Source organism: Salmonella sp. NW884, from assembly GCF_051700745.1.
GTDB classification, from domain to species: domain Bacteria; phylum Pseudomonadota; class Gammaproteobacteria; order Enterobacterales; family Enterobacteriaceae; genus Salmonella; species Salmonella enterica.
The window spans coordinates 36,986-63,201 of the sequence record NZ_JAMMDE010000006.1 but is presented as its reverse complement, the minus strand read 5'-3'; the positions used below and the strand labels follow the sequence as shown (position 1 = coordinate 63,201).

The 26,216-nt window shown below is 51.9% G+C and carries 21 protein-coding genes; 12 read left to right on the top strand and 9 right to left on the bottom strand.

Annotated features, from left to right (window positions below; all coding sequences use genetic code 11):
* Positions 1-44 precede the first annotated feature (44 nt).
* On the top strand, positions 45-1,478 hold the full coding sequence (gene iolT1, locus NA197_RS14500; protein WP_000107709.1) for a myo-inositol import MFS transporter IolT1: 1,434 nt from the start codon (positions 45-47) through the stop codon (positions 1,476-1,478).
* Positions 1,479-1,528: 50 nt separating this feature from the next.
* Here iolT1 and iolR read toward each other — a convergent pair whose 3' ends face one another.
* Both iolR and mpl read right to left on the bottom strand, forming a co-directional pair.
* Complete coding sequence (gene iolR / locus NA197_RS14495) at positions 1,529-2,362, bottom strand: myo-inositol utilization transcriptional regulator IolR (RefSeq protein ID WP_000033840.1); 834 nt, start codon at positions 2,360-2,362, stop codon at positions 1,529-1,531.
* 490 nt (positions 2,363-2,852) lie between these two features.
* Positions 2,853-4,232, bottom strand: coding sequence for a UDP-N-acetylmuramate:L-alanyl-gamma-D-glutamyl-meso-diaminopimelate ligase (gene mpl / locus NA197_RS14490; RefSeq protein ID WP_001219833.1), 1,380 nt, complete (start codon positions 4,230-4,232; stop codon positions 2,853-2,855).
* Positions 4,233-4,406: 174 nt separating this feature from the next.
* Here mpl and fbp point away from each other — a divergent pair, with 174 nt between their 5' ends.
* From fbp to NA197_RS14470, 4 genes are all read left to right on the top strand, one after another.
* On the top strand, positions 4,407-5,405 hold the full coding sequence (gene fbp, locus NA197_RS14485; RefSeq protein ID WP_000853764.1) for a class 1 fructose-bisphosphatase: 999 nt from the start codon (positions 4,407-4,409) through the stop codon (positions 5,403-5,405).
* A gap of 226 nt (positions 5,406-5,631) precedes the next feature.
* Entirely contained in the window at positions 5,632-6,162 is a 531-nt protein-coding gene (gene ppa / locus NA197_RS14480) for an inorganic diphosphatase (RefSeq protein WP_000055079.1), read from the top strand.
* 409 nt (positions 6,163-6,571) lie between these two features.
* Positions 6,572-7,735, top strand: a complete 1,164-nt coding sequence (locus NA197_RS14475) for a metallo-dependent hydrolase (RefSeq protein ID WP_064043020.1) — start codon at positions 6,572-6,574, stop codon at positions 7,733-7,735.
* Entirely contained in the window at positions 7,732-8,940 is a 1,209-nt protein-coding gene (locus NA197_RS14470; RefSeq protein WP_000203131.1) for an MFS transporter, read from the top strand. Before NA197_RS14475 ends, NA197_RS14470 begins: the two co-directional genes overlap by 4 nt.
* A gap of 53 nt (positions 8,941-8,993) precedes the next feature.
* On the opposite strand, the gene NA197_RS14465 is transcribed toward NA197_RS14470, so the two are convergent.
* Genes NA197_RS14465 through tamA form a run of 3 tightly spaced genes read right to left on the bottom strand, consistent with a single transcriptional unit; the run spans position 8,994 to position 14,850 of the window.
* Complete coding sequence (locus NA197_RS14465) at positions 8,994-9,338, bottom strand: gamma-glutamylcyclotransferase family protein (RefSeq protein ID WP_001219167.1); 345 nt, start codon at positions 9,336-9,338, stop codon at positions 8,994-8,996.
* 2 nt (positions 9,339-9,340) lie between these two features.
* A complete protein-coding gene (gene tamB / locus NA197_RS14460) occupies positions 9,341-13,120 on the bottom strand; it encodes an autotransporter assembly complex protein TamB (RefSeq protein WP_064043019.1) in 3,780 nt (1,259 codons plus the stop codon).
* The gene (gene tamA, locus NA197_RS14455; RefSeq protein WP_001120237.1) at positions 13,117-14,850 is read right to left on the bottom strand and encodes an autotransporter assembly complex protein TamA; all 1,734 of its coding nucleotides are present in this window, start codon (positions 14,848-14,850) and stop codon (positions 13,117-13,119) included. Before tamA ends, tamB begins: the two co-directional genes overlap by 4 nt.
* A gap of 211 nt (positions 14,851-15,061) precedes the next feature.
* On the opposite strand from tamA, the gene msrA reads away from it, so the two are divergent.
* Positions 15,062-15,700, top strand: coding sequence for a peptide-methionine (S)-S-oxide reductase MsrA (msrA, locus tag NA197_RS14450; protein ID WP_000051466.1), 639 nt, complete (start codon positions 15,062-15,064; stop codon positions 15,698-15,700).
* 182 nt (positions 15,701-15,882) lie between these two features.
* Positions 15,883-17,226, top strand: a complete 1,344-nt coding sequence (locus NA197_RS14445; protein WP_000934974.1) for a hemolysin family protein — start codon at positions 15,883-15,885, stop codon at positions 17,224-17,226.
* An 85-nt stretch (positions 17,227-17,311) separates the two neighbouring features.
* On the opposite strand, the gene NA197_RS14440 is transcribed toward NA197_RS14445, so the two are convergent.
* Positions 17,312-17,518 (bottom strand): DUF1107 domain-containing protein, encoded by a 207-nt coding sequence (locus tag NA197_RS14440; protein ID WP_000689229.1) that lies wholly within the window; start codon positions 17,516-17,518, stop codon positions 17,312-17,314.
* Between the two features lie 325 nt (positions 17,519-17,843).
* Here NA197_RS14440 and NA197_RS14435 point away from each other — a divergent pair, with 325 nt between their 5' ends.
* The gene (locus NA197_RS14435) at positions 17,844-18,401 is read left to right on the top strand and encodes a YtfJ family protein (protein WP_064043018.1); all 558 of its coding nucleotides are present in this window, start codon (positions 17,844-17,846) and stop codon (positions 18,399-18,401) included.
* On the opposite strand, the gene cysQ is transcribed toward NA197_RS14435, so the two are convergent.
* Positions 18,391-19,131, bottom strand: coding sequence for a 3'(2'),5'-bisphosphate nucleotidase CysQ (gene cysQ / locus NA197_RS14430; RefSeq protein WP_064043017.1), 741 nt, complete (start codon positions 19,129-19,131; stop codon positions 18,391-18,393). The genes NA197_RS14435 and cysQ overlap by 11 nt on opposite strands.
* A 267-nt stretch (positions 19,132-19,398) precedes the next feature.
* Here cysQ and NA197_RS14425 point away from each other — a divergent pair, with 267 nt between their 5' ends.
* Positions 19,399-21,342 carry a bifunctional 2',3'-cyclic-nucleotide 2'-phosphodiesterase/3'-nucleotidase gene (locus NA197_RS14425; RefSeq protein ID WP_048590413.1) on the top strand — a complete coding sequence of 648 codons (1,944 nt, stop codon included), beginning with the start codon at positions 19,399-19,401 and terminating at the stop codon, positions 21,340-21,342.
* A 57-nt stretch (positions 21,343-21,399) separates the two neighbouring features.
* On the opposite strand, the gene NA197_RS14420 is transcribed toward NA197_RS14425, so the two are convergent.
* Positions 21,400-21,786, bottom strand: a complete 387-nt coding sequence (locus NA197_RS14420; RefSeq protein ID WP_001201297.1) for a winged helix-turn-helix transcriptional regulator — start codon at positions 21,784-21,786, stop codon at positions 21,400-21,402.
* Positions 21,787-21,873: 87 nt separating this feature from the next.
* Here NA197_RS14420 and NA197_RS14415 point away from each other — a divergent pair, with 87 nt between their 5' ends.
* From NA197_RS14415 to ytfE, 3 genes are all read left to right on the top strand, one after another.
* The gene (locus NA197_RS14415) at positions 21,874-22,722 is read left to right on the top strand and encodes an SDR family oxidoreductase (protein ID WP_000560616.1); all 849 of its coding nucleotides are present in this window, start codon (positions 21,874-21,876) and stop codon (positions 22,720-22,722) included.
* An 80-nt stretch (positions 22,723-22,802) separates the two neighbouring features.
* Positions 22,803-23,768: a DMT family transporter gene (locus NA197_RS14410; RefSeq protein WP_371062074.1), complete on the top strand. Its 966-nt coding sequence runs from the start codon at positions 22,803-22,805 to the stop codon at positions 23,766-23,768.
* A 102-nt stretch (positions 23,769-23,870) separates the two neighbouring features.
* Complete coding sequence (ytfE, locus tag NA197_RS14405; RefSeq protein ID WP_023226971.1) at positions 23,871-24,533, top strand: iron-sulfur cluster repair protein YtfE; 663 nt, start codon at positions 23,871-23,873, stop codon at positions 24,531-24,533.
* Between the two features lie 111 nt (positions 24,534-24,644).
* Here ytfE and cycA read toward each other — a convergent pair whose 3' ends face one another.
* On the bottom strand, positions 24,645-26,054 hold the full coding sequence (gene cycA, locus NA197_RS14400) for a D-serine/D-alanine/glycine transporter (protein WP_023217940.1): 1,410 nt from the start codon (positions 26,052-26,054) through the stop codon (positions 24,645-24,647).
* Positions 26,055-26,216: the final 162 nt, after the last annotated feature.

The following is a 26,216-nucleotide window of genomic DNA, read 5'->3' as shown; positions in this document are numbered from 1 at the left end:
AATTCAAACAGATAGATGAAGTTTATTCTGGAGATAATCTACCTATGTCCACATCAGATAGTTGTTATAATACGGGTTACATATTACGCATCTGCGCGATTGCCGCACTGGGCGGAATATTATTTGGCTACGATACTGCTGTTATTTCAGGTGCGATTGGTTCACTGACCAGCTACTTTCATCTATCTCCTGCTGAGACCGGCTGGGCGGTTTCCTGCGTTGTGGTGGGGTGCGTTATTGGTTCGTTTAGCGCTGGATATTTATCCAAACGTTTTGGACGCAAGAAATCATTGATGGTTTCAGCGCTGTTATTCACTATTTCCGCAGTGGGCACCTCCCTCTCCTACACGTTCACCCATTTTGTGATTTATCGCATTATCGGTGGACTGGCAGTCGGCCTGGCGGCAACAGTATCACCGATGTATATGTCTGAAGTCTCACCGAAAAACATGCGCGGCAGAGCATTAAGTATGCAGCAGTTCGCTATCGTTTTCGGTCAGATTCTGATCTTCTACGTTAACTACAAAATAGCATCGATTGCAGCGGATACCTGGCTCATTGAACTTGGCTGGCGCTATATGTTTGCTGCGGGTATTATTCCCTGCATTTTGTTCTGTATTTTAGTCTTTTTAATCCCGGAATCTCCCCGCTGGATGATGATGATTGGTCGCGAGGAGGAGACGCTAAAAATACTGACCAAAATATCCAACGAAGAACATGCCAGACATCTTCTTGCCGATATAAAAACCTCACTGCAAAACGACCAACTAAACGCCCATCAAAAACTCAATTACCGCGACGGGAACGTGCGTTTCATCCTGATTCTGGGCTGCATGATCGCTATGCTGCAACAGGTAACAGGGGTTAACGTCATGATGTATTACGCGCCAATCGTCCTGAAGGATGTGACCGGTAGCGCCCAGGAGGCTCTGTTCCAGACAATCTGGATCGGCGTGATTCAGCTTATCGGTTCCATTATTGGCGCAATGATTATGGATAAGATGGGGCGTTTGTCGCTGATGCGTAAAGGCACTATCGGCAGCATCATCGGCTTGTTGCTCACCTCATGGGCGCTGTACAGCCAGGCAACCGGTTATTTCGCGCTATTCGGTATGCTGTTCTTTATGATTTTCTACGCGCTTTCCTGGGGCGTGGGCGCATGGGTGCTTATTTCTGAAATATTCCCTAACCGGATGAGGTCGCAGGGAATGAGTATTTCGGTCGGATTTATGTGGATGGCAAACTTTTTAGTTTCGCAATTCTTCCCGATGATTAATGAAAACCCGTATTTACTTTCGCATTTCCACGGCGCATTTCCAATGTGGATATTCGCCATCTGCTGCATCTTCAGTTACTTCTTTATCTGCCGTTACCTGCCGGAAACAAAAGGCATTTCGCTGGAGAAAATGGAGAGCGTAGTGTTAGCAAAACGCAGAAAAAAACTGCAGCCAATTCAAACCGAACGTTATTCTGATTAAGTTTCACCACAATGCCGATGATCGCTAAATACGATCATCGGCTTGTTTTTTTACTCCGTCGCCAGCGCCAGTGAAACCGCTAACGTTTGCGCCAGACACATGGACGCGACCTGAGAACGGAAACCATCGACCTGCGCTTCACGTACCACAAAACAGACTTCACTGAACGCTGCCAGCGGGCTAACCTGGCTATCGGTTATCGCAATATGGTGCGCACCGCGTTTCGCGCCAAGCTCGACTAATTCCACCACTTCCTGCGCGTAAGGCGAATAGCTGATGGCAATAACAACATCGTCGGGGCTGACCATACTTAGCTGTTCAGAGAACATTCCGCCAATACCGTCAATTAAAAATGCCCGTCTCTCCAGATGACGCAATGCGTAGGTTAAATAACTGGCCACGCTAAACGAACGACGTAATCCAATCACATAAATATTGTCGGCTTTCGCTAACAGATTTACCGCCGCATCCAACTGCTCATTTTTAATCTGCACCGGTAATTGTTGTAATACCTGTGCATTCACCATTGAAAATAGCTTCAGAATTTCACCCGGCTTTTCCGGGGTAGGTTCCCCTTCATCCGCATTTTTCTGTCTGAACAGACGCGCCCGCTCGGTATAGCTTACTGTTTCCTCCATCAGGTGCTGGCGAAATACCTGTTTCATTTCATTAAATCCGCTAAAACCAAACGCATTAGCAAAACGAATCAGTGTCGAAGGGGGAACATCGGCATGTTGCGCGATGGAAGCTACCGTGTCAAAAGCAACGCTATTACTGTTATCCAGAATATACTGAGCAACTTGTTTAAGACGTTTGCTAAGGCTGTCATAGCGACTGCGGATATCATCCTGCAGTAAGGAAAGTTGAGTTTGATGTTTAGACATGCATGATACTCTAATAGAACGAAAATTTCGTAAATAACCATATTAGCACAAATGAACTGAACATACAGTTAACAACATTCAAATTGCGCTGTGGTTACCTTCAGTACAGAATTTGCTGGCGGGCTGGGTTCTGAGCAATCTGAATCTGACCGCATAAATGCGACAGGATCAGCATTGTTATGACTGGACGATGCCCGCAGCCAGGCGGCATCGCAAACGTTGAAAGGCAGAAGATGACGTTTATAAATCACGAAACCTTCATCTGTTATTGCGAACTGGCTCTTTTCGTCCCGCATACGGCAACCGGCGGAACACTCTTAGTGTATTACACTGATTACTTTAAGGATATGCGTCTACTCTTTTTCAATACTGAGCGGCAAATGATTTTTCAGTATTGCTTTAACGTCTCCCGGCGAGCGGAATGCGCTTTCGATGGCAAGATGCCCCATATAAAACAGCCAGCCACAAGGCTGGCTGACCGCATAGTCATTTAATACGCTGTTACGTTCTGAGCTTTTTTCGCCAGCCCATCCAGCAATTTCTGATGGATGCCGCCGAAACCGCCGTTGCTCATCACCAGGATGTGATCGCCAGGCTGTGCGGTTTTCACCACCATTTCCGCCAGCGTATCGACATCGCCACTCCAATGAGCAGGCTGTACGCAGGCTTCGGCGACTTCCGCCACTTGCCACGGAATATGCGGCGGCTGCAGCAGGAACACTTCATCCGCACGCCCTAACGACGGCGCCAGGTCATCCTTGCATAACCCCATCTTCATCGTGTTAGAGCGCGGCTCCAGCACTGCGATAATGCGCGCGGTGCCGCCCACTTTACCGCGCAGCGCCGCCAGCGTGGCCAGAATTGCCGTCGGATGGTGAGCAAAATCGTCATACACCGTCACGCCGTTCGCTTCACCGCGTAGCTCCAGACGGCGGCGGGCGTTAATAAATGACCCCAGCGCGCTGGCCGCTTCTGCGGGCGCGACGCCCACGTGGCGCGCGGCGGCAATCGCCATCAGACCGTTGTGCATGTTATGTTCGCCGACCAGGCCCCATTTCACATCGCCGACTTTTTCGCCGTCCAGCCACACTTCCCACTCGGAAGCATCCGTAGTCAGCTTCTTCGCCTGCCAGTGTCCCTGCTCGCCCACCAGCTCCTGCTCGCTCCAGCAGCCCAGCGCCATGGTCTGTTTCAGGTTGATGTCGTTTTCCGGCCAGATGATGCGCCCCTGCCCCGGCACGATGCGCACCAGATGGTGGAACTGCTTCTGGATCGCTTTCAGATCGTCGAAGATGTCGGCATGATCAAACTCAAGGTTGTTGAGGATCAACGTCCGCGGGCAGTAATGCACAAATTTAGAACGTTTATCAAAGAACGCGCAGTCGTACTCATCCGCTTCGATAACAAAAAATGGGCTCTCGCCCAGGCGCGCGGAAACCTCAAAGTTGCCCGGTACGCCGCCAATCACGAAGCCCGGTTTGTACCCGCACGCTTCCAGTATCCAGGTCGCCATGCCTGCGGTCGTGGTTTTGCCGTGGGTACCGGCGACCGCCAGTACCCAGCGGTCGCGCAACACAAAGTCGTGCAGCCACTGTGGACCAGACATAAAGGGAATGTTTTTTTCCAGCACCGCTTCCACGCACGGATTCCCGCGCGTCATCGCATTGCCGATAATCACCAGATCCGGCTGCGGATCGAGCTGGCTGGCGTCATACCCCTGGATCAGATCAATGCCTTGCTTCTCAAGTAAGGTACTCATCGGCGGATACACATTGGCGTCCGAACCCGTTACTTCATGACCAAGCGAGCGAGCCAGCATCGCCAGCCCCCCCATGAAAGTGCCACAAATTCCCAAAATATGAATGCGCATACGTCACTATCCTTTTTTTATCTGCGAGCCATTTTACGCACATGTCTGGCAAGTGAGAAACGCATTTCAGGTAAATCTGTACTTTGCTGGCGCGATTCACCTGAGCGCATCATCTGAAATGTTTGTTAAGATTGTTACGGTCGCTTTACTCCAATCAATTGCAGGGAAAGTGTTATGAAAACGTTAGGTGAATTTATTGTCGAAAAGCAGCACGAGTTCTCTCAGGCTACCGGTGAGCTCACTGCTTTGCTGTCGGCAATAAAATTGGGCGCCAAGATCATCCACCGCGATATCAACAAGGCCGGTCTGGTCGATATCCTGGGTGCCAGCGGTGCTGAGAACGTACAGGGCGAGGTTCAGCAGAAACTCGATCTGTTCGCGAACGAGAAACTGAAAGCTGCACTAAAAGCGCGCGATATTGTAGCGGGCATCGCATCGGAAGAAGAGGACGAAATTGTCGTCTTTGAAGGCTGCGAACACGCGAAATATGTGGTGCTGATGGACCCTCTGGATGGCTCTTCTAACATCGACGTTAACGTCTCTGTCGGTACGATTTTCTCGATTTATCGCCGCGTGACGCCCGTCGGCACGCCGGTCACCGAAGAAGATTTCCTGCAACCAGGCAACAAACAGGTCGCTGCGGGATATGTCGTGTATGGCTCGTCCACCATGCTGGTTTACACCACCGGCTGCGGCGTACACGCTTTCACCTACGATCCGTCGTTAGGTGTGTTCTGTCTGTGCCAGGAACGTATGCGTTTCCCGGAAAAGGGTAAAACCTACTCCATTAACGAAGGCAACTACATTAAATTCCCGAATGGCGTGAAGAAGTACATCAAATTCTGCCAGGAAGAGGATAGTTCAACAAGTCGCCCTTATACCTCACGTTACATTGGCTCTCTGGTGGCCGATTTCCACCGCAACCTGCTGAAAGGCGGCATCTATCTCTACCCCAGCACCGCCAGCCATCCGCAGGGAAAACTGCGTCTGCTGTATGAGTGCAACCCGATGGCGTTTCTCGCGGAACAGGCCGGCGGCAAAGCAAGCGATGGTAAAGAACGTATTCTGGATATCATTCCGGAAAGCCTGCACCAGCGCCGCTCGTTCTTCGTCGGCAACCGCCATATGGTTGACGATGTGGAACGCTTTATCCGCGAATACCCGGACGCGTAATCTTTACCACCATGCGGAATAACGCATGAAGCCGCCATTGGGCAATAACATGTCCGATGGCGGCGTTGCCTTATCAGGCCCGTGATTTTTCCGGTTCTTAACCTTTGTCGTTTATGCTCCGCAACGACGCGCCAGATGAGGCGGAAACGAAAACAAGCGAAGACTTTCGGCGTGAGTTGGCTATAATACTCGCCACTTGTTTGTCATAAATTCAAAGGAAACAGACATGAGCTTACTCAACGTCCCGGCGGGTAAAGAACTGCCGGAAGATATCTACGTCGTTATCGAGATCCCGGCTAACGCAGATCCGATCAAATACGAAGTTGACAAAGAGAGCGGCGCGCTGTTCGTTGACCGCTTCATGTCCACCGCGATGTTCTATCCGTGCAACTACGGTTACATCAACCATACCCTGTCTCTGGACGGCGACCCGGTAGACGTTCTGGTCCCGACGCCGTACCCGCTGCAGCCAGGCGCCGTCATCCGTTGCCGTCCGGTTGGCGTACTGAAAATGACCGACGAATCCGGTGAAGATGCGAAACTGGTTGCCGTACCGCACACCAAACTGAGCAAAGAGTACGATCACATTAAAGATGTGAACGATCTGCCGGAACTGCTGAAAGCGCAGATCACTCATTTCTTCGAGCATTATAAAGATCTCGAAAAAGGCAAATGGGTGAAAGTTGACGGTTGGGACAACGCCGAAGCGGCTAAAGCGGAAATCGTTGCCTCCTTCGAGCGCGCAGCGAAGAAATAAGTTCGCTTTTACATAAGCGTCAAGATAAAGGCTCTCATAGTAATGAGGGCCTTTTTATTGGCTAATGAATAGAACACAATTTTTATCATTATTAGTTTAACATTCACGGAATGAATAATACTCTACCTTATTTTTTATTAAAAAGGGTTGAATACGCTCACGGTTTCTCTAAAAAGCTTAAGATAATAATTTTTTTGTGAATGCCCGCAGACTCCTCTGGACTTACGCCCTAAATATTAGCAAGCGCTAAATTCTTATTTAGTGCATAGGCCCGATTACCTTTTTAATAAGGTATCCTAAGCTCTCCCTACCAATAACCGTATTTTTAATCCAACATAACATCCGCTCAAAACACACTTTTTAATATATTTTTAAGGGCTGCCATAATTATTTACTACTTTAAGAGATTATGATGAAAAATGATATATTAATTACCGGTGGACATATCATCGATCCCGCTCGTAATATTAATGAGATTAACAAGTTACGCATCATTAACGATATTATCGTTGATGCCGATAAATATCCTGTAACTTCGGAGACCCGGATTATCCATGCCGACGGCATGATCGTCACTCCCGGTCTTATCGATTATCACGCGCATGTTTTTTATGACGCGACGGAAGGCGGCGTCAGGCCTGATATGTACATGCCGCCGAATGGCGTCACCACCGTCGTGGATGCAGGTTCTGCCGGTACGGCAAACTTTGATGCCTTCTACCGAACGGTGATTTGCGCCAGCAAAGTTCGAATCAAAGCGTTTCTGACCGTGTCGCCGCCGGGCCAAACCTGGTCACAAGAAAATTATGATCCTGACAATATTGATGAAAATAAGATCCACGCGCTGTTTCGCCAGTATCGCAACGTTCTTCAGGGATTAAAACTCAAGGTTCAGACTGAGGACATTGCTGAATATGGCTTAAAACCGCTGACTGAATCCCTTCGTATTGCCAACGATTTAAGGTGCCCCGTGGCAATACACTCGACTCATCCCATCGTTCCCATGAAAGAACTTGTCTCCTTGCTACGCCGCGGCGATATTATCGCTCATGCGTTTCACGGCAAAGGTAGCACCATTCTTACTGATGAAGGCGCTGTCTTAGCCGAAGTCCGTCAGGCAAGGGAAAGAGGCGTTATATTTGATGCCGCCAATGGTCGCAGCCATTTTTCAATGAACACGGCACGCCGGGCCATCGCCAATGGCTTTCTTCCGGATATCATCAGTAGCGATCTCTCAACCATCACTAAACTCGCCTGGCCTGTTTACGCCTTACCATGGATTTTATCGAAATACTTAGCACTCGGCGTCGCGCTTACCGATGTCATTAACGCCTGTACCCATACCCCAGCAGTTTTATTGGGCATGGCAGCAGAAATTGGTACGCTGGCCCCTGGGGCATTTGCCGATATCGCCATCTTTAAATTAAAAAACAGGCATGTTGAATTTGCCGATATTCATGGTGAAACGCTCACGGGGACGCATGTGCTGGTACCACAAATGACCATAAAATCCGGTGAGATATTATTTCGTCAAATTGATTTTGGCGCGCGGCCAAACGGAGTTGAAAAATGACCTCAATGCAAAAATGGCTACGGATCGGCGCGACATTAATGTTCGGCCTTTTTGTTGCTTATCTTGACCGTTCTAATCTTTCCGTTACGTTACCTACGATTACACACGACCTGAATATTGATGGCGCAACGGCCAGCATTGTATTAACCATATTTCTTATTGGCTATGCCTTTTCAAATATTTTTGGCGGCGTATTTACCCAGCGATACGATCCGAAAAAAATAGTCATTCTGATGGTGCTAATCTGGTCGATTGCGACCGTTTTTGTCGGATTTACCTCGTCAGTGTACGTTATTTTGATTTGTCGGCTGGTGCTTGGCATTACCGAAGGCATTTATTGGCCGCAGCAGTCCCGCTTCGCCAGCGACTGGTTTTCAGACAAAGAACGGACGCAGGCGAACAGTATTATCCAGTATTATGGACAGTTCCTGGCATTAGGCCTGGGATTTATGATTTTGTCCCCGCTGGATGCTGCCTTCGGTTGGCGAAATGTTTTTATTATCACTGGTGTGATCGGCATTGTTGTTGTAGTTCCACTTTATATAACAATGCTAAAAAAACAGGAAGAAGCGCCTTATTATCGTGCGCCGGCGCCAACAGAGAAAACTAAACTTACCCTGGAATCGCTGGGCGGAACCCCCTTCCTACTTCTTATTTTTACCTACATTACTCAAGGGATGTTGTTCTGGGGAATTACGTTATGGATCCCCATGGTTGTCAATTCTCTCGGCTATACCGGATTCAGTAAAGCATTGGTCAGTTCTCTGCCTTATCTGACTGCGGTTATACTGGCAATCCCTATCTCATGGATCAGTGATAAGACACAAAAACGTGTACTTATTGCTTCACTGGGCCTACTAATCCCCGGCGTGATGTTATTTCTCCTGCCATTTGTCGATGCGCCAGGCTTTAAAATCACGCTCATTACCCTGGCGATGGGCTATTATGCCGCCAGCTTTACCCCCAATATCTGGTCGATTATCCAGTCGAACGTTAAACCCCATGCGATTGGCCCAGCCTCCGGTATTATTAATGGCATCGGCGCCGGCGGCGGCGGTACGCTGGCAGGCCTAATGGTCGGCTATTTTTACCGGACAACCGGCAGCTATATGCAGGGATTTATGGTTCTCGGATGCATTGTTATCCTGGGCGGCGCGTCATTATTGATTTACGGCAGAATAAGAGCTCACCATGCCCGGCGTTAACGCCATCAGCCAGAATGTAAAAAACAACGCCACCCGAGGGTGGCGTGTTCAGTTCAGGGCTGGTTTCTGTCTAACCAGTCACCGCTTTCAATCAGAGTTAACCCATCAACAGGACGTTGATATACATACATCCATGCGCTGCCGTAAGGCGTCTGGATTAACTGGCGTGCGTATTCACCGCCCCTGGTGCGCAAAGCATCAAGTTCGGCCAGCGTGGCGTTATCAATTCGATAAACTTCACCGTATACCGCTCCGTTTCCCGGAACTGCGCCTGGATAGTGGCCCAGACTATACAACTGGTAGTTATCGATACGGTAATCGCCAAGCAATTGGGCATTGGTCATCCAGTGACTGTTGCCTTGTTTCTGTCGTAAACTGCCATAGACAAATATTCGCATTGCTAAAACTCAAACTGATAGAGCAAATCAAGTGCCTGATCTACGCCAGACACTGCTTCCAGATATAGCTTAGGCATCAGGCGATAACGTAACGTGAGCGTCGCCAGAGAGTCAAATATCCCTACACCATACTTCACCTGTAGACCCGGCAGTACATAGCCGCTGACCACAACCTGAGACGAATCGCCCACCCCTTGCGTGTCCAGCGCCAGATTACTTACACCGAATGTCTCTCCGATTTTACCCACAACCTGACCACTTTGCGCAACCCCCAGGCCAATAAGCATGGAAGTCATTGCTGCGCTATCACTCTGATTGCTGTCCAACCCCTGCCCACGCAGCAGATAAGAAAGCGCTTCAGCCTGCGGCATCGCCGGATCGGAGAAGATTTCCGCTTTGGGTTCATCAGCAGTGCCTGTGACACGCACGCCCGCAATGACATCGTCTTCGGTGGCGTCAGGGTTACGGATCGCTTCGATATTGAGCAGCGGCTGATCCGGCGGGCCGGAGAACAGCAGCTCGCCTTTACGGACAAGCAGGTCCTGGCCGTAGGCGCGGAATCGGCCGTCAGGAATATTGATTTGACCATTCAGCCCCAGCCCCTGCTTATCCTGCGCGACTTTCAAATCGCCGGTCAAACGCGCTTTAAGCCCGAAGGCGTCGATGCGCACGTTGTTGCCGACATGTACCGTCAGATTACTGTTGATGGGAATAGACGCTGTCTGCGGCGTTTCTGGTTGCAGGTCATTGTTGAGCATAACCACATCGCTGGAGACGCCGACCGCGCTCTCCGGCAGGTCGTGCACCACAATTCGCGCCCACGGAACGTCCACACGTCCATCCAACGTGAACAGCGAAGGCGTCGCGTCAAAGACCACATCCGGCGAGACATCCAGGCGCACCATCGGCGGAACGGTAATCCGCACCCGGCTGCCTTTCGCCGTCACCCGCGCGCGCCAGTTGTCAATCTGACTCCAGTCGGCGTTGCCGTTCAGGTTAATTTGCCCTTGTTGTGTTCGCACGATACCGGCGAGCGTCGAACGCGTCCCGCTAAAGTTCATGGTGAGCTGGCTCGGCTGCATCTCAAACGGCATAAAATTACCGTCAATATCCAGCGCGCTAAGCTGCAACTGACCAAACAACTGCGGGCTTTGTACATCGCCGCCCAGACGTAGCCTGGCGTTTAACATTCCCGCCGCTTTTTCTCCGCGCGAAAAGACAGGGTTGATCATCGCCAGATTGACATTGCGCATGTTGACGTTACCGCCGAGATTGCGCCGCCCCTGAGGATCGGTTACCTGCACCTGGCCATCGAATTGACCATTGTTCGTCAGGCGAATCAGCCATCCCAGCTCGGCGCGATTATTGTGCAGATCGGCGCTGAGGTTCAGCGTCTCAAACGCGACCGGTAACGGCGCGTCATTGACGGTCTGCGTGACCTTCACATTACGACCGGAAAGCGTGACCTTCCCCTGCGGCAATCCCTCCTGGGTGGTGTCCCACGACACGTCCGCTTTCCCGCTAAAGATCCCGCTGGCCTGAGTGGTATCAGGCATAAATGGCTTCAGCATCGCCAGATCAAAGCGGTTGAGATTGACCACCGCCCGTCCTGCGGCACCCGCATCAATGGTTTGCGGTACGCACAGCTCGGCGTTCGGGTTCAGCCAACAATGCGGCCCGATACTGATTTTCTGTTCTTTATTACGGTAGTCCAGCGCAATCGCGCGGGTCAACGACCATGGCCCCACTGGCGTCTGGAAACGGGTGTCGCTTAACGTCCCTTTCCAGCGCGCCGCCTCGCGATCAAAACTGCCTGTCAGGGAGAGTTGACCGGATACCGGTTCTCCCTGAACACGGAGCTGTAGCTGATGCTGCTTCTCGCTGCCTTTGGCGTCAAGCGTCACCAGATTGATGTTAACGTCGGGCTGCGAAATCCGCTCTACGCGAACGTTGAGATGGCCCGCTATCTGATCGGTGGATTTAATATCGCCCTCAATGCGCGCCTGGGCGACAGACAGCTCCTGCCAGCGCAAGCCGCGGGCGGTGATATCCGCCAACAGCTGCGGCGCTTCTACCGTACCGCGGACTTTAACGATTCCTTTTGCCATGCCGCCCAGTCCTGGCAGCGCATTATCCAGCCCTGGCGCATCGATGGCGGCGTCAAGATTCAGCTCCTTAACGCCAAGCTCGCCTTTTATATCGGCGCTGTTTGGGCCCAGCGCAAGGTGCAGCCCCGGGATCGTCCACTGCATGTAGCTGTTGCCCTTTAGCGTCCCGTTGACGTTAACGCTGTTCTGCTTCACATTGCCGGTCAGCTTGAGCTCCGGGACATCCATCTGCCAGGTGCCGCCGTAGAGGCTGCCTTTGGTTTTCATGACGCCGTTAAGCTTCGCGGGCCAGTCCGGGATCTCTTTAGCGGTATTGATGCCATTCAGCGTCAGTTCGCCGCGCCAGCTAATCGCCTGCTGCCAGTCCACCAGCGCTTTCAGTTCGGTTTTTCCCTCCAGAGCGGCGACGGTGAGTTTATCGAGATTAATCTGCCGCTCATTCCCTTTGGCATCCAGCGTGATGGTCGCCGGCGGAATATCTTGTCCTTTCACGGCGGTTCGCATCGACAACGTATAGTCGGTCATCTTACCGCTCAGTTTGAGCTTCAGATCGTCAGCCTGAAACTGGGTATCACCCGTCAATGGCCAGGCAATGCGTTGGCTGACGACTTCAAGATTGAGCGGTAAACCGGCCTCCGCCAGCCGCGTCTGGGCGCGAAGCGCGACATCCATCGGCCCGGAAAGGTTCACCCCGACCTCCAGTTGTTCGCGTAACGCGCCGCCGACCTTGAGTTTTATCTTTTCACCCTTTAGCGGATCGATATTCAGCGTACTGTTGAGCGTAATATCAACCGGCCAGTTATTGGCGAGCTGCGCCGTACCGGAGGCTTTCACCGTGCCCTGGTTGGCGTCGATATCCAGAGTATCCAGCTTCATATTACCGTCGATACTGCTGACTTTAAGCAGCATCGTGCGCACCGTCAGATCGGTATCGCCGGTGATGCGTAGCTGCTCGCCGCGAAATGACTCGATATTCAGATTGAGCGGCAGGTGAACATCGGTCATCTCCGGCATTACTGGTTTTGCAAACAGATCTTTTAGCGTTTCGCCAAGCGGCTTTTCATCCGGTTGAGGTTTCTCGATTTTGGGTTCAACCACCTCTTCCTGCGCCACGTCAGCGACCTTCGGCAGCGCGATCAGCAATCCCTGAAGCCGCGTCGGTTTCAGCGTCAGGTTTTTCTCCTGCCATGCCAGCCCGGAGGTAAAATCCAGCACCGAAACGGTAGTGTCATCAATCTTGATATTGATGTTATTCAACGCCACGCGCGACAGCGTGATGGGCCAGGGCGTGGAGAGGTTCAGCGGTCCGCTTTCTTCCTCTTCTTGCGCCGGTTCGGAAGGCGGCATTTTTTTGCTGTCGATAGCGACATTAATGTCTTTTAGCGCCAGATCATTGACGCACAGGCTACTGCGCCACAGGCAATCAAGCCCGACGGCCAGATGAATTTCGCCCGCATTCACCGCAACGCCCGGCTGCTCATAGCGGATATTTTTTAACGATAAGTCCCGCCAGCCGCCGGAGACCTGCCCAATCTCCAGCCCCGGCACCCAGCGGTTCGCCGCACTGAATACCAGATGCAGCCCCGTCGTCGTCCCGACCAGAAACGCAACGCTCGCCAGTAACACCACAATGAAAATCAACACGCCGAGGCTTATTTTCTTCCATAAACTCATAATTCAGGCCCCAGACCGATATAAAACTGTAAACCGTGTTCGTCTTTGTCGCCAACCGGTACGGCAAAATCGAGTTTGACAGGCCCAACCGGCGACGCCCAGCGCACGCCGACCCCGGTCCCGGTTTTGAAATCGCTACGGCGAATATCACTCACCGCCTCGCCGCTATCGACAAACACCGCCCCCCACCATTTGCCGGTGACGTTATACTGGTACTCCAGCGATCCGGTTGCCAGTTTTGAGGCGCCTTTAAGATTGCCGTCGCTGTCTTTAGGCGAAATAGATTTGTATTTATAGCCGCGAATACTGCGGTCGCCCCCGGCGAAGAAACGTAAATCCGGCGGAACTTTGTCGAAATCACCGGTTTCTATCCAGCCCAAATTGGCGCGCATCACAAAACGGTGGCGATCGTACAAAGTCCGAATCCAGACGTTTTGCGCCTGCAGCACGGAGAAATCCACGTCGGAGCCCCAGGCCGTATTCGAATAGTCTACCGAGTAGCGCTGCGAATCGCCCCAGGTTGGCATCAGCCCCCCTCGCGAGCGGGTTCGGCTGATCATCACGCCCGGGTAGAACAGCATGGTGGTGTTGGTGACGTTCCCCTGGGTAAAGTGGTCGAAACTCCAGCGCAGGTTAATCGCCCGCTGCCAACCGCTGGAAAGGTCCCAGTAACGCGACACGGCAAGCGTGGTCGAGTCCTGCTCCGTATCATTCAAATCGGTACGTTTAAAACCGCCCTGGACCAGATAGTATTGCTCCAGCGGGTTTTTCAGCAGCGGCATTTTATAACTAAAATCCAGCACCTGTTCCGGCGCAGAAATACTGGTGCTGGTGGTCAGGCTATGACCGTAGGAGTTCATCCACGGTTTTTTCCACGACGCTTTCACGCGCGGCCCGACGTCGGTGGAGTACCCCACCCCGGTTTCAATCGTATTTTCGGTTCGCGGCGATACCACGCCTTTTAACGGCAGAATTTTTGTTTTACGCGATTTCTCAAATTCCGGCGCCACCACGACAGAATTAAACCATCCGGTAGCGGAAAGTCGGCGGTTTAGTTCCGCCAAATCTTTCGATTCGTACTCATCACCCTCTTTAAACGGCAACAGATTTTGTAAATATTCATCACGAATCTGCGAACCTTCGAAGGTGACAGGTCCGAAGCGATAGCGCTCACCGCTATCATAATCAATATCCCAAAACGCCTGATGACGACCCAGAGCAATTCCCAACTGACTTTTAACGAATTCGCTGTCGAAATAGCCTTTACGTAGCGACACGCTGGTTAACGACTTTTTAAAATTGTCATAGTCTCCCTGATTCAGCACCGTGCCGATTGCCGGACGCGTTTTCAGTAAGGCCAGATAATCTTTGTCCGTACGCGCGCCGCCGCGTAAAATGACTTCTGTACCGCCAATCAACACCGGCTGGCCGGGCGTAACCCTGGCGATTAATACCTGCCGTCCTTTCGCAGGCGGTGGAAGCAAGTCGAATTTGATAGTGGGTTCGTAATAGCCTAACGCTTTAAGCCCTTCGCGAATCGCATCATCAACTCGGGCGCGAAAGCGCCGATCCGGCGTCACCTCATCGCTCTGAATCGTAGAGAGCTGTGCGCGAACGTTTTTTTCCAGCTCTCCGGATAGCCCTTCGACTTTCAGACGAACATTTGCGGCTACCGCAGAACTGCTCAGGCACAGTAAGCTAACCCAACATAACTGACGGATATGTGGCACATTTTCTCCTGAATATCCCCTATTCCCACCCCTGGAAAAATCACACTACCGCTCCGCGGCTTAACATAAAATCAACAATTTCGATTGAAAAGCAGACGACTGCCCAAATATTTCTTATGGTTAAATCCAGATACATTAATGTTGTTATTGTGTGCAAAGATGCGTCTCGTTACAACCTTAACGCCAATTAACGCTTTCGGGAGAATAGCTCATGAGTTTATTTGATAAAAAACATCTGGTTACTCAAGCAGATGCGTTACCAGGACGCAACACCCCGATGCCGATCGCCACTCTGCATGCGGTAAATGAACACTCTATGACCAATGTCCCTGCCGGGATGGAGATCGCCTACTTCGCTATGGGCTGTTTCTGGGGCGTAGAACGTTTATTCTGGCAATTGCCCGGCGTATATAGCACCGCGGCAGGGTATGCGGGCGGTTACACGCCTAATCCAACCTACCGGGAAGTCTGCTCCGGGCAGACCGGTCATGCCGAAGCGGTACGGATAGTGTACGATCCTGCCGTTATCCGTTATGAGCAGCTTTTACAGACCTTCTGGGAAAATCACGATCCGACGCAGGGGATGCAACAGGGTAACGATCACGGTACGCAATACCGTTCTGCGATTTATCCCTTAACGCCGGAACAGAATGCCGCCGCTCACGCCAGTCGCGAGCGCTTTCAGGCGGCAATGGCCGCCGCCGGAGACCATCGCCCTATTACCACGGAAATCGCCCATGCGACGCCGTTTTACTACGCCGAAGATGAACACCAACAGTATCTGCACAAAAATCCATACGGTTACTGCGGGATTGGCGGGATCGGCGTTTGCCTGCCGCCTGACGCGTGACGACGCTGGCGTAGGGGGAACTTGTCGGAGTTGAAAATGAACCCTCTGGCGACTTTACAGTAGCTTACGCTATACTAGCCCTGAACTTATCGGCTCACTGCTACGAGCCGGTTTTCATTAAACGTTACCACACGGATTTATAAACTTCCCTTCCGAGGATCTGGCGTTTCGCCGGATAAGATATGTTAAACAGTATATTCATTATATTCTGCCTGATCGCTGTAAGTGCGTTCTTCTCCATCTCCGAGATCTCGCTTGCCGCATCACGTAAGATTAAACTTAAGTTATTAGCTGATGAAGGCAGTATCAACGCACAACGCGTATTGAAAATGCAGGAAAATCCCGGCATGTTTTTCACCGTTGTGCAAATTGGCCTGAACGCCGTCGCTATTCTTGGCGGTATCGTCGGCGATGCGGCATTTTCGCCCGCCTTTTCCGCCCTTTTCTCGCACTATATGTCGCCAGAACTCTCCGAGCAGCTGAGCTTTATTCTCTCTTTCTCGCTGGTAACGGGGCTGTTTATCCTGTTCGCGGATTTAACCCCGAAACGCATCGGTATGATTGCGCCAGAAGCTGTGGCTTTGCGTATCATCAACCCGATGCGCTTCTGCCTGTTCGTTTTTCGCCCGCTGGTGTGGCTGTTTAACGGCATGGCAAACAACATCTTCCGCCTGTTCAAAATTCCAATGGTGCGGAAAGACGACATTACTTCTGATGATATTTACGCAGTGGTAGAAGCCGGCGCGCTGGCGGGCGTCTTGCGCAAGCAAGAGCACGAACTGATTGAAAATGTGTTTGAACTTGAATCCCGCACCGTACCGTCTTCTATGACGTCGCGCGAAAGTATCATCTGGTTTGATCTGCACGAAGACGAACAAAGCCTGAAGAAAAAGGTCGCCGAACATCCGCACTCAAAATTTTTGGTGTGTAATGAAGATATCGACCACATCATCGGCTATGTAGACTCCAAAGATCTGCTGAATCGCGTGCTGGCGAACCAAAGTATGGCGCTGAATAGCGGCGTGCAAATTCGCAATACCTTGATTGTGCCGGATACGCTGACCCTTTCTGAGGCGCTGGAAAGTTTCAAAACGGCGGGCGAAGATTTCGCGGTCATTATGAATGAATACGCTCTGGTCGTCGGTATCATTACGCTGAACGATGTGATGACCACGCTAATGGGTGACCTGGTCGGCCAGGGACTGGAAGAGCAAATTGTGGCGCGCGATGAAAATTCCTGGCTGGTTGACGGCGGCACGCCGATTGACGACGTCATGCGCGTGCTGGATATCGATGAGTTTCCGCAATCCGGCAACTATGAAACCATTGGCGGCTTTATGATGTTTATGCTGCGCAAGATCCCAAAACGTACTGATTCGGTGAAGTTTTCCGGCTACAAATTTGAAGTGGTGGATATCGACAACTACCGTATCGATCAGTTGCTGGTGACGCGTCTCGACAATAAAAGCAACGTACCGGCGCCGAAACTGCCCGATGCGCAAGGTAAAGAAGACAGCGCGGCCTGAAATACGTTTGCCAGAAACATCAACGGCTCCTGATTCAGGAGCCGTTTTTTTTTTACTTTTTTAACCTACTGCATAGCACTTTTGGTTACGCCATCTCAGTTTGCAGACGCATAACCTGACGGTTAACTTCAGACATCACAGACAAGTGCTGCTTGTCTCTCACTTTTGGGATAAGAATCTTACCCTTATCGAACTCAAAAGCGCCAACATCCTTGATATATAACCGTCCACGGAACAGGATCTTCACGTACTTCGCCACCTGTAGCGGGTTGTAGCGTTGGAAAATTTTCATTGTTGTCTCCTGCAGAGTATTACGCCCTTGCGGTGCCACAATCGGCCCAACAGTTTTAAGGCGCAAATTTTAATGCCATATGACTATAGACCATATCTACGTCGTTTCCAGTGTGCATAAGTATATTTACCTTTTGATTACAGTTATTCAGAATTATCTAAACATCAGCTCATTTTTCTCAGTATATGCCTTCATTTTTCACAGGAAGTGTGCGCCCGCCCGCAAACTGGCATCCCCTTTGCGGGAAAAAGCATCAATCGCACATATGATTAACTATCGGCCCAAAGTGGTCGGATCACCTGCAAAAAATAAAGAAGGAATGACCATGACCCTACGTAAAATTCTGGCGATGTCGTGTCTGCTACTCCCCATAATGGCTTGTGCGCATAACCTTGAAGATAACCAACGGGTGCCGCCGGTAGGCATTGCCGATCGTGGCGAACTGACGTTGAATAAAGATGATTTTAGTTATAAAAACTGGAATAGCGCGCAGCTGGCGGGAAAAGTGCGCGTCCTGCTGCATATTGCGGGTCGAACGTCAGCGAAGGAAAAAAACGCCACGCTGATTGAAGCGATTAAATCAGCCAAGCTCCCGTATGACAGATACCAGACGACCACAATTGTGAACACCGATGATGCGATCCCCGGCTCCGGTATGTTCGTGCGTAGCAGTATAGAAAGTAATAAAAAGCTCTACCCGTGGTCGCAATTTATTGTCGACAGCAATGGCGTGGCGCGTAACGCCTGGCAATTAAAAGAAGAGGGGTCCGCCGTCATCGTGCTTGACAAAGACGGTCGGGTTCAATGGGTGAAAGATGGCGCGTTAACCCAGCAAGAGGTACAGCAGGTGGTCGACCTGCTGCATAAGCTCCTCAGTAAATAGTCACCCGGAAGCCGGGGTTAAGGAACGATTCACGAGGGGTATAGTCCAGCGTTTTTCCCTGCCAGTCGTGAACGTGCGCCCCGGCTGCAACAGCAATGGCATGACCTGCGGCAGTGTCCCAGACGCTGGTCGGCCCAAATCTGGGGTAAAGCTGCGCCTGGCCTTCCGCCACAAGGCAGAATTTCAGCGAGGAACCAATAGAGGTGGTCTGATGTTCGCCAAGCTGTTGGAGATATTCGGTGAGTTCATCATCCGTATGCGAACGGCTAATCACCACCAGCGGCGGGCGGGCATCCCGGATCTGAATCTGCTTACGTACCCCGCACTCCTCTTTCCAGGCCTTACCTTCCGCCGCGTAGTACATCACTTTCAGCACCGGCGCATAGACAACGCCCAACACCGGCTTGCCCTGCTCAATCAGCGCGATATTGACCGTGAATTCGCCATTGCGCTTGATGAACTCTTTGGTGCCGTCGAGCGGATCGACCAGCCAGTAACGCTGCCAGTGCTGGCGCACTTCCCAGGCGGGCGGATCTTCTTCTGAAAGCACCGGAATATCCGGCGTGAGCGTGCGTAACCCTTCGAGAATCACGGTATGTGCGGCGATATCCGCCGCAGTGACTGGAGAATCGTCCTGCTTGCGGGCGTACTCCATCGGTTTGGCTCCATCATAAACCTGCATAATGGCATCGCCCGCGTTCCGTGCAAGCTGGCATACTTGTTCTAACATTCTCCACCTCTTTATGACGGGGGCGTTAACTCGTTGTTTTACTTATACCCGATCGTTAAGGGTTCCGCCAACTGTGATACCGTCAGCGGTTTTGATAATAGCTTTCATGGCATGATTCACCTTTCTGTGAACACTCGCAAAAAATCGGCCGGATGGGGCGGTTTCGCCTTCTTATGGCGACGGTCGGAACGATATCGGGTTTCACTGTTTATCATCGCTATTTTTCACTATCCGGCTTTTCTATTGCGTTCTTAAAAGGTGCCTCTGATGATTAAGTTTAGTGCAACGCTTCTGGCTACGCTGATCGCCGCCAGCGTGAATGCGGCCACCGTCGATCTCCGTATCATGGAAACTACTGATTTACATAGCAACATGATGGATTTCGATTATTACAAGGATACCGCAACCGAAAAATTCGGATTGGTACGTACCGCAAGTTTGATTCATGCCGCCCGAAATGAAGTCAAAAACAGCGTGCTGGTGGATAACGGCGACCTGATTCAGGGGAGCCCTCTGGGCGATTATATGGCGGCAAAAGGGCTCAAAGACGGTGACGTTCACCCGGTCTATAAAGCGCTCAACACTCTGGATTACGCGGTTGGAAACCTCGGCAACCATGAGTTTAATTATGGTCTGGACTATCTGCATAACGCGCTGGCTGGCGCGAAATTCCCTTATGTTAACGCCAATATTATCGACGTTAAAACCCAAAAGCCGCTCTTTACGCCTTATCTGATTAAAGAGACGAGCGTTATTGATAAAGACGGCAACCCGCAAACTCTGAAAATCGGCTATATCGGCTTTGTTCCGCCGCAAATCATGATTTGGGATAAAGCGAACCTGAGCGGCAAAGTTACCGTCAATGACATTACGGAAACCGCCCGGAAATATGTGCCCGAAATGCGCGAGAAAGGCGCTGATATCGTGGTAGTCATTGCTCATTCAGGCCTTTCTGCCGATCCGTACCACAGCATGGCGGAAAACTCGGTTTATTACCTCAGCGAAGTTCCCGGCGTCGACGCGATTATGTTTGGCCACGCTCATGCCGTCTTCCCCGGTAAAGATTTTGCCGACATCAAAGGCGCGGATATCGCCAAAGGTACACTTAACGGCATTCCTGCGGTAATGCCTGGCATGTGGGGCGACCATCTGGGAGTGGTCGATCTGGTACTCAACAACGACAGCGGCAAATGGCAGGTTACGCAGGCGAAAGCGGAAGCGCGGCCTATTTACGACGCCGCCGCTAAAAAGTCGCTGGCGGCGGAAGATAGTAAGCTGGTCGGTATTCTGAAAGCCGATCACGATGCCACCCGCGAGTTTGTCAGCAAGCCCATCGGCAAGTCCGCCGATAATATGTACAGTTATCTTGCTCTGGTGCAGGACGATCCTACCGTACAGGTGGTGAATAACGCGCAAAAAGCGTATGTGGAACACTTTATTCAGGGCGATCCGGATCTGGCGAAACTGCCGGTGCTGTCCGCCGCCGCGCCGTTTAAAGTTGGCGGGCGTAAGAACGATCCTGCCAGCTTTGTCGAGGTGGAAAAAGGCCAGTTGACCTTCCGTAACGCCGCCGATCTTTATCTCTATCCGAATACGCTGGTGGTGGTAAAAGCCAGCGGCAAAGAGGTAAAAGAGTGGCTGGAATGTTCTGCCGGACAGTTTAATCAGATTGATATTCACAGCAACAAACCGCAATCGTTGATCAATTGGGATGGCTTTCGCACCTATAATTTCGATGTCATTGACGGCGTGAATTATCAAATCGATGTGTCACAGCCCGCCCGCTATGATGGCGAATGCCAGATGGTGAATCCGCAGGCGGAACGTATTAAAAACCTGACCTTTAACGGTAAGCCTGTCGACCCGAACGCTACGTTCCTGGTCGCCACGAATAACTATCGCGCTTACGGCGGCAAGTTTGCCGGCACGGGCGACAGCCATATCGCCTTTGCGTCTCCGGATGAAAATCGCGCCGTGCTGGCGGCATGGATTGGCGCAGAGTCAAAACGCGCGGGCGAAATCCATCCGGCGGCGGATAATAACTGGCGTCTGGCGCCAATCCACAGCGATACGGCGCTGGATATCCGCTTTGAAACATCGCCAGGCGATAAAGCCGCGGCCTTCATTAAAGAGAAAGGGCAGTATCCGATGAAAAAGGTTGGTGTCGATGATATCGGTTTTGCCATTTATCAGGTGGATTTGAGCAAGTAACGTGAGTCCCGTATGGCGCTGCGTTTATTCGGCCTGACTGGCAGGCCGAATAAAGCGCTAGCCGCCATCTGATAAACGCTCCCGCTGCGCCAATACCTGCGGCAAATTCAGTTCTATCCAGTCCGCCAGCGCGGCGACTTTATCACTCACCTGCTCGCCAAGCGGCGTCAGGCTGTACTCCACATGCGGCGGAACAACTGGATATGACACCCGGTTAAGAAATCCGTCCTGTTCAAGCGCCTGTAACGACTGCGCCAGCATCTTTTCACTCACGCCTCCCATCTTGCGGCGCAGGTCGCTAAAACGGTGTGTACCGTCGCGTAACGCCACCAGAATCAGTACGCCCCAGCGACTGGTGACATGTTTTAACACCTCACGGGACGGGCACTGTTCAGCAAAGAGATTGCCTTCACGCAACTGCCGGGAAAGAGTATGAGCGCGCATTGATACTTACCTTTTTGTACGTACTTACTAAAAGTAAGTTTAGGTGGTAGCGTAATAAAACACAAGACCAACACTGAGGAGTTCACCATGATTGCTATCACTGGCGCAACGGGCCAACTGGGCCAACACGTTATTGAAAACCTGCTAAAAACGACGCCCGCCAGCCACCTCGTCGCGATCGTCCGTAACCCGAAAAAAGCCGCCCCGCTCAGTCAGCGCGGGATTGCCGTTCGCCAGGCGGATTACGCTAACGAAGCCGCGCTGACCACCGCCTTACAGGGCGTTGATAAACTGCTGCTCATTTCATCCAGCGAAGTGGGACAACGCACCGCGCAGCACCGCAACGTCATTCAGGCCGCCATTGCCGCGAAGGTGAAATTCATCGCCTATACCAGCCTGCTACATGCGGATAAATCGCCGCTGGCGCTCGCCGATGAACATATTGAAACGGAAAAGATGCTGGCTGAGTCAGGTATTCCTCACACGCTATTACGTAACGGCTGGTATACGGAAAACTACCTGGCGAGCGTCCCTGCCGCGCTGAAGCATGGCGTCTTTATTGGCGCGGCGGGAGAAGGGAAAATCGCCTCCGCAATGCGCGCTGACTATGCCGCCGCCGCCGCGCGCGTCATCCGTGAAGAGGGTCACGCCGGGAATGTCTACGAACTGGCGGGTGATGACGCCTGGACATTAAGCCAGTTGGCGGATGAACTTACTCATCAAAGCGGAAAAAAAATCGTCTACCAGAACCTGAGCGAAGTCGATTTTGCCGCCGCGCTGAAAGGCGCAGGCCTGCCTGACGGACTGGCGGATATGTTGGCCAATTCTGACGCTGGCGCGGCGAAAGGCGGCCTGTTTGATGACAGCCATACGCTGCGTAAACTCATCGGTCGCCCGACGACGACGCTCACAGAAAGCCTTCGCTCCGTACTGTAAGTGTTAAAATTTAGTTAATTTATGTAGCATCCTCATAGACCATCTCAGATAATGACGGAACGGTTTATGAGGAGAATCTGATGATTAGCGGCGTGCTATACGCCCTGCTGGCAGGGCTAATGTGGGGATTGATTTTCGTCGGCCCGTTAATCGTGCCGGATTACCCGGCCCTCTTACAGTCAATGGGACGCTATCTGGTGCTGGGGCTGATTGCCCTGCCAATTGCCTGGTTAGGCCGCACGCGGTTACGCCAGTTGACGCGCAAAGACTGGTTCACCGCCCTGTCGCTGACTCTGATGGGCAATGTAATCTATTACGCCTGCCTCGCCAGCGCCATTCAGCGAACCGGCGCGCCGGTTTCGACGATGATCATCGGGACATTGCCGGTCGTCATTCCGCTTTTCGCTAACGTTCTCTATAGCCAACGAGACGGCAGATTATCCTGGCGGCGTTTAGCGCCCGCGCTGGCGCTTATCGGTTTTGGCCTGCTGTGCGTCAATATTGCTGAACTTAGCCAGGGATTGTCCGATGTTAGCGGCTGGCGCTATGGTTCAGGCATTGTGCTGGCGCTGATTTCCGTAGCGTGCTGGGCATGGTATGCGCTGCGCAACGCCCGCTGGCTGCGGGAAAATCCCGACAAACATCCCATGATGTGGGCAACGGCGCAGGCGCTGGTTACGCTGCCGGTCTCGTTAATCGGCTATGCGGCAACCTGTCTGTGGCTGAGTATCCAGAACCCGATGTTTACCCTGCCCTTTGGCCCGCATCCCGCGCTGTTTATCGGTCTGATGATCGCCATCGCGGTGCTGTGTTCCTGGGTGGGCGCGTTGTGCTGGAATATCGCCAGCCAAAAATTGCCAACCGTTATTTTAGGGCCGCTGATTGTTTTTGAAACGTTGGCAGGACTGCTCTATACCTTCATTCTGCGCCAGGAAATCCCGCCATTCCTGACGTTAAGCGGCATTGCGCTCCTGGTGGCGGGCGTGGTCATTGCCGTGAGAGCGAAACCGGAAAAAGCGACCGTCGTTCCGGTCACGGAACGCTAATTTCATACTCGCTTAAATTATACGCACCCCGAAAGAGTTATAGCCTCGCCTTAAAGATGCACTTAAAATACAACTTATATTATTGCAAATGAGGTAACGGCTATGGCTTATCGCGATCAACCTTTAGGCGAACTGGCGCTCTCTATTCCCCGCGCATCGGCGCTGTTTCGCCAGTACGATATGGATTACTGCTGCGGTGGAAAACAGACGCTGGCGCGCGCCGCCGCGCGTCACGACGTCGATATTGACATCATTGAAGCGCAACTGGCGCAATTGGCTGAACAGCCCATCGAAAAAGACTGGCGCGCCGTTCCGCTGGCGGACATTATTGACCATATCGTTGTGCGCTATCATGATCGACACCGCGAACAACTGCCGGAGCTTATCCTGCAGGCAACCAAAGTGGAACGCGTTCACGCGGATAAGCCAAACGTCCCACGCGGCCTGACAAAATATCTCACCGCGCTGCATGAAGAGCTTTCCAGCCATATGATGAAAGAAGAACAGATCCTGTTCCCCATGATCAAACAGGGTATGGGTCGCCAGGCAACGGGCCCGATAAGCGTAATGGAAAGCGAGCATGACGAGGCGGGAGAGCTGGTAGACGTCATCAAACACGTCACCCAAAATGTAACGCCGCCGCCAGAAGCCTGCACCACCTGGAAAACGATGTATAACGGCATTAATGAGATGATTGATGATCTGATGGAGCACATCAGCCTGGAGAATAACGTGCTGTTCCCACGCGCACTGGCCGGAGAATAATCGCCAGCCGGGCATTTTGCCGGATGGCGGCTGTAAACGGCGCCTTATCCGGCCTCCAAATCAACGCTACGCTGTAAGCCCGGTAAGCGCCAGCGCCACCGGGCAAAACAATTAACGCATTCCCGCCATCCGTTTCTTACCTATCAACAGCCAGCCCAGACCCAACGCGATAAACCACAGCGGCGTCACGATCAGCGCCTGGCGCGTATCATCTTCCAGCGTCAGCAATACCAGCACGAACGCAAAGAACGCCATGCAGACCCAGCACATCAGCTTACCGAGCGGCATCTTATAGATGGATTTTTCATGCAGGTGGGGACGCTTTTTGCGGTACACCAGGTATGAACACAGAATGATGGTCCAGACAAACATAAACAGGATGGCCGAAACCGTAGTGATCATGGTGAATGCGCCAATCACGCTCGGGTTGACCATCAGCATAACCACGCCGCCCAGCAGGCAGATACAGGAGAAGGTCAGGCCTTTCGCCGGTACCGCGCGTTTCGATAGCTTAGCGAACGCTTTTGGCGCCACGCCTTCTTGCGCCAGGCCAAACAGCATACGGCTGGTCGAGAAGACGCCGCTGTTGGCGGAAGACGCCGCCGAGGTCAGCACAACAAAGTTGATCACGCTCGCGGCGGCAGGCAGACCCACCAGTACAAACAGCTCAACAAACGGGCTCTTATCCGGCACCACGGAACTCCACGGCGTCACCGACATAATGACAATCAGCGCAAAGACGTAGAACATGATGATACGGATCGGTATTGAGTTGATCGCGCGCGGCAGCGATTTTTCCGGATCTTTAGTTTCTGCGGCGGTAGTACCGACCAGCTCAATGCCCACGAAGGCGAACACCGCAATCTGGAAACCGGCAAAGAACCCGCTAATACCTTTCGGGAACCAGCCGCCGTCATTCCACAGATGCGCGAAAGACGCTTCAACGCCGGTCGGCGATTTAAAGTGCATCGCAATCATCACCAACCCGACCACAATCAACGCCACGATGGCGACGATTTTGACCATAGCAAACCAAAATTCCATTTCACCAAACATTTTAACGGTGGCGAGGTTGAGGCTTAGCAGCAGGACCACTACCGCCAGCGAGGCGACCCAATCGGAAAGGCCGGGAAACCAGAACTGCGCGTAGGCGGTAATCGCCACCACGTCAGCCATACCGGTCACTACCCAGCAAAACCAGTACGTCCAGCCGGTGAAATATCCCGCCCAGGGGCCAAGCAGGTCGGAAGCAAAATCGCTAAACGATTTATATTCCAGATTCGAGAGCAGCAATTCCCCCATGGCGCGCATCACGAAAAAAAGCATAAAACCGATGATCATATACACAAAAATGATCGACGGTCCGGCGAGACTGATCGTTTTACCCGATCCCATAAACAGACCGGTACCAATAGCGCCGCCAATAGCGATAAGCTGTATATGACGGTTTGTAAGATTGCGCCGTAGCGACTGTTCAGCCGGAGCCTGTTCGTCGGCTGCGACTTTTACCTGATCTACCATGTTTTTCTTCCTGTACCTGTCTGTGTTGTGCGGGCTCTACGGCCTTTGGTCTATGATACGACGATCCTGTTATCAGGACTCATCGATATTAGGTAAGAATCGGCGGGATGAATACTCAGATTCAAATACAATGTTAATTTTATGTTTAAAATGAGTGTTATA

What these genes read in the sequence shown, in the direction of transcription:
- ytfE (WP_023226971.1), top strand. Translation starts at nt 23,871, where the DNA reads ATGGCTTATCGCGATCAACCTTTAGGCGAACTGGCGCTCTCTATTCCC.
- NA197_RS14415 (WP_000560616.1), top strand. Translation starts at nt 21,874, where the DNA reads ATGATTGCTATCACTGGCGCAACGGGCCAACTGGGCCAACACGTTATT.
- ppa (WP_000055079.1), top strand. Translation starts at nt 5,632, where the DNA reads ATGAGCTTACTCAACGTCCCGGCGGGTAAAGAACTGCCGGAAGATATC.
- fbp (WP_000853764.1), top strand. Translation starts at nt 4,407, where the DNA reads ATGAAAACGTTAGGTGAATTTATTGTCGAAAAGCAGCACGAGTTCTCT.
- mpl (WP_001219833.1), bottom strand. Translation starts at nt 4,232, where the DNA reads ATGCGCATTCATATTTTGGGAATTTGTGGCACTTTCATGGGGGGGCTG.
- iolR (WP_000033840.1), bottom strand. Translation starts at nt 2,362, where the DNA reads ATGTCTAAACATCAAACTCAACTTTCCTTACTGCAGGATGATATCCGC.
- NA197_RS14445 (WP_000934974.1), top strand. Translation starts at nt 15,883, where the DNA reads ATGTTAAACAGTATATTCATTATATTCTGCCTGATCGCTGTAAGTGCG.
- cycA (WP_023217940.1), bottom strand. Translation starts at nt 26,054, where the DNA reads ATGGTAGATCAGGTAAAAGTCGCAGCCGACGAACAGGCTCCGGCTGAA.
- NA197_RS14420 (WP_001201297.1), bottom strand. Translation starts at nt 21,786, where the DNA reads ATGCGCGCTCATACTCTTTCCCGGCAGTTGCGTGAAGGCAATCTCTTT.
- cysQ (WP_064043017.1), bottom strand. Translation starts at nt 19,131, where the DNA reads ATGTTAGAACAAGTATGCCAGCTTGCACGGAACGCGGGCGATGCCATT.
- iolT1 (WP_000107709.1), top strand. Translation starts at nt 45, where the DNA reads ATGTCCACATCAGATAGTTGTTATAATACGGGTTACATATTACGCATC.
- NA197_RS14440 (WP_000689229.1), bottom strand. Translation starts at nt 17,518, where the DNA reads ATGAAAATTTTCCAACGCTACAACCCGCTACAGGTGGCGAAGTACGTG.
- NA197_RS14425 (WP_048590413.1), top strand. Translation starts at nt 19,399, where the DNA reads ATGATTAAGTTTAGTGCAACGCTTCTGGCTACGCTGATCGCCGCCAGC.
- msrA (WP_000051466.1), top strand. Translation starts at nt 15,062, where the DNA reads ATGAGTTTATTTGATAAAAAACATCTGGTTACTCAAGCAGATGCGTTA.
- NA197_RS14470 (WP_000203131.1), top strand. Translation starts at nt 7,732, where the DNA reads ATGACCTCAATGCAAAAATGGCTACGGATCGGCGCGACATTAATGTTC.
- NA197_RS14410 (WP_371062074.1), top strand. Translation starts at nt 22,803, where the DNA reads ATGATTAGCGGCGTGCTATACGCCCTGCTGGCAGGGCTAATGTGGGGA.
- tamB (WP_064043019.1), bottom strand. Translation starts at nt 13,120, where the DNA reads ATGAGTTTATGGAAGAAAATAAGCCTCGGCGTGTTGATTTTCATTGTG.
- NA197_RS14465 (WP_001219167.1), bottom strand. Translation starts at nt 9,338, where the DNA reads ATGCGAATATTTGTCTATGGCAGTTTACGACAGAAACAAGGCAACAGT.
- NA197_RS14435 (WP_064043018.1), top strand. Translation starts at nt 17,844, where the DNA reads ATGACCCTACGTAAAATTCTGGCGATGTCGTGTCTGCTACTCCCCATA.
- NA197_RS14475 (WP_064043020.1), top strand. Translation starts at nt 6,572, where the DNA reads ATGATGAAAAATGATATATTAATTACCGGTGGACATATCATCGATCCC.